Origin of the sequence: Massilia sp. (genome assembly GCF_046293535.1) — a bacterium.
In the GTDB taxonomy this organism is placed as follows: domain Bacteria; phylum Pseudomonadota; class Gammaproteobacteria; order Burkholderiales; family Burkholderiaceae_D; genus Telluria.
Genome location: NZ_JBKBOV010000080.1, coordinates 1 through 6246, shown reverse-complemented (window position 1 = coordinate 6246; position 6246 = coordinate 1). Strand labels below are relative to the sequence as shown.

Annotated in this window: 4 protein-coding genes; 3 read left to right on the top strand and 1 reads right to left on the bottom strand. The window is 61.8% G+C overall.

The genetic code is table 11. From position 1 onward, the window contains the following. The first annotated feature begins 144 nt into the window (after window positions 1-144). Window positions 145-1226 (top strand): IS3 family transposase gene (locus tag ACK4S9_RS22980; RefSeq protein ID WP_409730233.1). Its coding sequence is split into 2 segments (ribosomal slippage): window positions 145-394 and window positions 394-1226, totalling 1083 coding nucleotides; the frame shifts between segments, so codons are not numbered across the junction. Window positions 1227-1838: 612 nt separating this feature from the next. Here ACK4S9_RS22980 and rtcR read toward each other — a convergent pair. Then, window positions 1839-3446, bottom strand: coding sequence for an RNA repair transcriptional activator RtcR (gene rtcR / locus ACK4S9_RS22975; RefSeq protein WP_409730231.1), 1608 nt, complete (start codon window positions 3444-3446; stop codon window positions 1839-1841). A 219-nt stretch (window positions 3447-3665) separates the two neighbouring features. Between rtcR and ACK4S9_RS22970 the strand changes: the two genes are divergently transcribed. After that, complete coding sequence (locus ACK4S9_RS22970) at window positions 3666-4901, top strand: RtcB family protein (RefSeq protein WP_409730229.1); 1236 nt, start codon at window positions 3666-3668, stop codon at window positions 4899-4901. 13 nt (window positions 4902-4914) lie between these two features. Beyond that, entirely contained in the window at window positions 4915-5946 is a 1032-nt protein-coding gene (gene rtcA, locus ACK4S9_RS22965; protein ID WP_409730227.1) for an RNA 3'-terminal phosphate cyclase, read from the top strand. Window positions 5947-6246 lie beyond the last annotated feature (300 nt).

Here is a 6246-nt window from a genome sequence, read left to right as displayed (position 1 = left end):
TTCAACACCGCGACGATTTGCTCGACCGCGAACCGTTTTCTTTTCATGCAAAACCCCTTTCCAAGGATAGTTTCGCCGAAAACTAACGTTGTTACTGGCTACATTTTTTCAGAGCCGATCATTATTTTTGTACATGGAGGCTAGATGAAGAAACGTTTTACCGAAGAGCAGATCATTGGGATCCTGCGCCAGGCCGAGGTCGACGGCGTGGTCATCCGGGATCTCTGCAGGAAGCACAACATCACCGAACAGACCTTTTTCCGCTGGCGCAACAAGTACAACGGGATGACGGTGCCTGAAGCGCGCCGGCTGAAGGATCTGGAAGCCGAGAATGCCAAGCTGAAGAAACTCCTGGCCGAGCAGTTGCTGGCGATCGAAGGATTGAAGGAGATCGCCGGAAAAAAATGGTAACCCCGGCAGCCAGAAGGCAAGCGCTAGAGATCCTGAAGAGCAAAGGTTTATCCGAACGCGCTGCCTGTCGATTTGCCGGGGTAAGTCGACGTGTGACGCATTACGAGCTCAAGCAGCCAGCCAAGGATCAGGCGCTGGGAGCCCAACTGATTGAAGCGTCGAGCCGCTATCCGCGGTTTGGTTATCGGCGCATTGCCGTGATGACGGACACGAAGGTGAGCCGTGTATGGCGGCTGTGGAACAGGCTGGGATTGAATCTGCCGAAGCGCCGGCCCAGGAAACGCCGCTGTGGCAGCGACATCCGTATTCCCGGCTCGACTGCGCCGAACGGCGTGTGGACGTATGACTTTGTGCATGACCAACTGGCGAACGGCGGGCCGCTCAAGATGCTGTGCGTCCTGGACGAGAACACGCGCGAATGCCTGGCTATCGAGGTCGGCAAATCGCTGCGCAGCCAGGACGTCATCCTGACGTTGTCCAGGCTGATGCGCATCTATGGGAAGCCGGCCTTCATCCGCTTGGACAACGGTGCCGAATTCACCGCCACGGCCGTCATGAAATGGCTGCGCGACCAGAATATCGGGCCGGCTTACATCAAGCCAGGCAGCCCCTGGCAAAACGGCTTCGTCGAGAGCTTCAACGGCAAACTGCGCGATGAATGTCTGAACCGGGAATGGTTTGTCAGCCGGCAGGAGGCCAAGTTGATCATTGAGAAATGGCGGCACTTCTATAACAATGAGCGCCCGCACTCCGCGCTTGGCAACCGCACACCGGCTGCAGTCGGGCGTGAGCGGCGCCAGGAACGGGCTGCCTGAAATCGAAGACTAACAATCGCTGTGGCTACAAATTAGCCGATCAGGTCACGGATCCTCACTCTCTGCGGGCTTTTTTGCTTTTTTCGCCACGACTGCTGCAAGCCGCTGGTCCAAAAAAAAGCCCCGGTCAAAAACCGAGGCTTCTGCCCGACCGGTTTCCCCGTCAGGTTCCCAGCTGTGCGACACCGCGCCCCAGTGGATGGCGTGCTGTCTTGCGCGCCCTTGCCTTATGCGTCGAAGCCACCGGTACGTTGTACGGCTGGGCCAACATCCACCACCGTCGCGCTCCCCCCGATACCAGAGCTTCGGGCTGGTGAATGCAGCCCAGTTCAACATACCCGCTGCGTCATGCAGCCGACGTGCTTCGACCATCGTGTCAGGGCACGGTTCAATCAGATTCGATTGACGTCGCACAAGGGATTATCCGGCTGAGAGAAACCTCATCTGTTCGTCAACTCACATATGCCGGATCGGCTCGGCGATGCCCGTGGCGGCTCGCGAGCGCACTCTTGAAACCACTATGGGACATGGCGGCGCCGATGCCAAGCACAATCCGCCTGCGCGCAAGCTCGAGTCGCTTCACCGTCACAGTCCCGAAAAAATGCGTGAAGCTCAAGGCCTTTCGATGACCGCATCCCATTCCAGGCCGAAACGGTTCAGGTATTTCCTGAGCCTGTCGGCGTCGTTCGGTTTCGCCTTGGCTTCACGCGATACGCTGAACAGTTTTCTTCCCGCGTCCGATAGCGATCTCGACTGACGGCAAACCTCGATGACCTTGGCCAGCTGGACCGCATCGAACAGGTCCAGCGCCGCCGCCGCCTCGTGGCCGACCAGTGCGGACAGCGCGACGCCGGCATCCTGGGCCGGCCGCCGGACGCGCTGCCACAAGCCCCGCAGCCGCTCGATCTCGCCGCGCACGATCGCTTCGGTGATATTGCCGCTATCGGCCAGCGTCGCCATGCGCGTGACCGAAGCCAGGAGGTCGCGGAAATTTCCGGACCACAGGGCCTCGCTCGAGGTGGCGAAGTGCATGTAGCAGTTTCTCGCTTCCCGATTCAGGCGCACCATCTCGGTGTTCTCGGCGCCGACCTGGGCCAGCAGGTAATCCAGGTTCGGCTCGATGTCTTCCGGCCGCTCGCGCAGTCCCGGCAGGACATAAGTCCATAGATTGATTCGCGCATACAAGTCTTCGCGAAAGCGTCCGGCCACGACTTCTTCGGACAGGTCGCGGTTGGTGCCGGCGATGAGCTGGAAATCGCTCTGTACTTCGGTATCCCCGCCCATCGGCAGGAAACGCTTTTCCTCGATCGCCTTGAGCAGCATGGCCTGCTCGTCGAGACCGAGTTCGCCGATTTCGTCGAGGAGCAGCAAGCCGCGGTGGGCGCTCTTGAGCAGGCCGGGGCGATCCGAACCGGCGCCGGTGAAGGCGCCCTTGACGTGACCGAACAGGGTAGAAGCGGCGGTTTCGCCGCGCACGGTCGCGCAGTTCAGCTCGATGAACTTGCCGTCGATCTGATGCCGCGCCTTCTTCAGCTCGTACACCCGGCGCGCCAGGAAGGATTTGCCGGCGCCGGTCGGTCCCATCAGCAGGATCGGCGCCTTCGACTTGATTGCCACCCGCTCGATTTCGTCGATCATGGCATTGAAGCGCGCGTTGCGGGTGGCGATTCCCGATTTCAGGAAGGCGACGCCTTCCACCCGTTCGCGCGAAAAGCGCTGGGCCAGCTGATCGTAGCGCGACAGGTCGAGGTCGATCAGCGCATAGGTGCCCGGCTCCCCGGGCCCGTGGCGCCGCGGCGGCGAGGTCTGCACCAGGCGGCCGGGGAAGAAACGGGCTTCCGTCAGCAGGAACATGCAGATCTGGACCACGTGCGTGCCGGTCGTGATGTGGATCCAGTAGTCTTCGCGCTCGGGATCGAAGGGATAGCTTTTGGCAAAGTCGAAGAGCGCGGCATACACTTCCTCGAAATCCCATGCGTCGCGCAGGCTGAGCTCGCGCGACAGCACCTTGGTCTCTGGCGACGTGGCCGCGATGTCGGCCACTACCTGCTCGACCAGGCCTTGGGCGGATGCGTCGTGGAGCAACTCGAAGCGGTCGACCAGCAGGTCCTCGTGCTGGGTCAGGGCGATACTGGGGCGCCACTTCTCCCAGCGTGCACTTCCCTTGCCACTGTCGAGCATGGTGCCGACGAATCCGATGACCACCGTTTTCTTCTTCATTTATAAGCCTTTATCCTGACGTATAGATTAGCACGGCAGTTGGAAATGAAGTTTCAGACAATATATATTTTATTTAAAGTGGCCAACGGTAAAGAAATCAATGGCTTACGGCATCAGTAGCGCCCACGCGTGGGCCTTGGCACGCCGCTTGCAATAGAGAGGAGGGCGATGCGGCACTCCACTCAGACGCAGCCATCGCTTTACCAACTAGAGGACACTATGGAAAAGAAAAATTACGAAAGCATGGACGTCGACGGAGGGCGCCCGATCAAGATGTGGACCGAAGGCGTGCCGGTCGAAGAAGCGGCGAAGCGGCAGTTGGCCAATACCGCCCGCATGCCCTTCGTCTACAAGCACATCGCCGTCATGCCGGACGTCCACTTGGGCAAGGGCTCGACGATCGGGAGCGTCGTTCCCACCCTGGGCGCGATCATCCCTGCCGCGGTCGGGGTCGACATCGGTTGCGGGATGATGGCCGCCAAGACCACCCTGAGCGCCAATGACCTGCCCGACAACCTGTCCGGCCTGCGCAGCGCGATCGAGCGCGCGATCCCGCACGGAATGTCGCCGAAGACCCGCGGCCACCGCGGACGTGACGAAGGCTCGTGGCAAACGCCGCCGGCGGCCGTCGATGCGGCCTGGATGGCCTTGAAGGACGGGTTCGATGCGATCTGCCTGAAGACGCCCTCGCTGAAGAACACGAACAACTACCGCCACCTGGGGACGCTCGGCAGCGGGAATCACTTCGTCGAAGTCTGCCTGGATGAAGCCGGCTTCGTCTGGTTCATGCTGCACTCGGGCTCGCGCGGGGTCGGCAATGCGATCGGCACCTATTTCATCGAGCTGGCCAAGAAGGACATGCGTCGCCACGCGATGAACCTGCCGGACCAGGACCTGGCCTATCTCGAAGAAGGCACCGAGCACTACGACGATTACGTCGAGGCCGTGAGCTGGGCCCAGAAGTTCGCGCGCATGAACCGTGAAGTCATGATGCAGAATCTGATCGCGGCCGTGCGCACCGTCATCCGGAAGCCCTTCGAGACACATGTGGAAGCGGTCAACTGCCACCACAACTACGTGCAGAAGGAGCGGCACTTCGGCCAGGACGTGCTGGTTACCCGCAAGGGGGCGGTGTCGGCGCGCGAGGGAGAGCTCGGCATCATTCCGGGTTCGATGGGCGCGAAGAGTTTCATCGTGCGCGGCAAGGGAAATCCCGACAGCTTCCACAGCTGCAGCCACGGGGCAGGGCGCACCATGAGTCGCACCGAGGCCAAGCGCCGCTTCACGCTGGACGACCAGTTGCGGGCCACCGAGGGCGTCGAGTGCCGCAAGGATGCCAACGTGATCGACGAGATCCCGATGGCGTACAAGGACATCGACGCCGTCATGCATGCGCAGCGCGACCTGGTCGAAGTCGTGCACACCTTGAAGCAGGTGGTGTGTGTCAAGGGGTGAGGGAGGAGCGGGGATGATCGAACTCGATGGATCCGCCGGCGAGGGCGGCGGGCAGATCCTGCGCAGCGCCCTGGTGCTGTCGATGGTGACCGGCCGGCCCTTTCGCATCACGCGTATCCGCGCCAACCGCCAGAAACCGGGGCTGATGCGTCAGCACCTGGTCGCGGTCCAGGCGGCGGCGCGGATCAGCGGCGCCCGTGTGACCGGCGCCGAACTCGGTTCCTCCGAGCTGAGCTTCGTGCCCGGCGAGATCGCCGGCGGCGACTATGAGTTCGCCATCGGCACTGCGGGCAGCTGCACGCTGGTCCTGCAGACCCTGGCGCTTGCGCTGCTGCATGCGCGCACACCCTCCACGATCCGTGTCACCGGCGGCACGCACAACGACATGGCGCCGCCGCTGCAGTTCCTCCAGCGTGCCTACCGTCCGCTGTTGCAAAGGATGGGTGCGCAGATCGACTTCAGCCTGGAACGTCACGGCTTCTATCCGGCCGGCGGCGGCATCGCCCTGGCCGCGGTCACGCCCTGCGCGCGGCTGCAACCCATCGAGCTGCTCGCGCGCGGCGAGCGCCGCGCGGCGTATGCCGAAGCCTTGGTCGCCGGGATTCCTGCCAGCGTCGGCGAGCGCGAGCTTGCCTGCGTCCGCGAGAAGATGGGGTGGGACGACGCAAACCTGCGGCTGAACGTCCTGCCGGGCGAACGGGGGCCTGGCAATGCCATCCTGCTGACGCTCGAGCACGAGCATGTCACCGAAGTGTTCGCAGGCTTCGGCGCCAAGATGCTCCGGGCGGAGGCCGTCGCCGGGCAGGCGCTGAAGGAGGCGCGCGCCTATATCGCGTCCGGCGCGGCGGTCGGGGAGCATCTTGCCGACCAGTTGATGCTGCCCCTGGCCCTGGCGGGCGGCGGGCGCTTCACCTTGTCGACCGTGAGCACGCACGCGTTGACCAATGCCGAGGTGATCGCCCGCTTCCTGCCGGTGGCGTTCAGCTTCGAGCGCGGCGAATGGCACAGCACCTGTAGCGTGCGGACCACTTGCGCTCCGGGGTGAAGGTTTGCTATAGTTCGCCTCCGCTTCGGCACGGTCTAAAAAGGTTAACGTAATCAAATGCTTACGTTGGCACGCCCGGCAGTTAAATCTGCAACGAAGCGAAAACGAGGGGTTGACGGTTTTAGCGAAACACTGCATAATCTCACTTCTCTGCTGCTGACGAACACAACGCTTCGAACGGTGCAGCAAGGTAGTACAGAACACTGGTTCTTTAACAATCAACAGTCGATAAGTGTGGGCGTTTGATGAGGGTGCCGCTGGCTTCGGTCAGTGATTACTTAAATTATCAAATGTTCACAA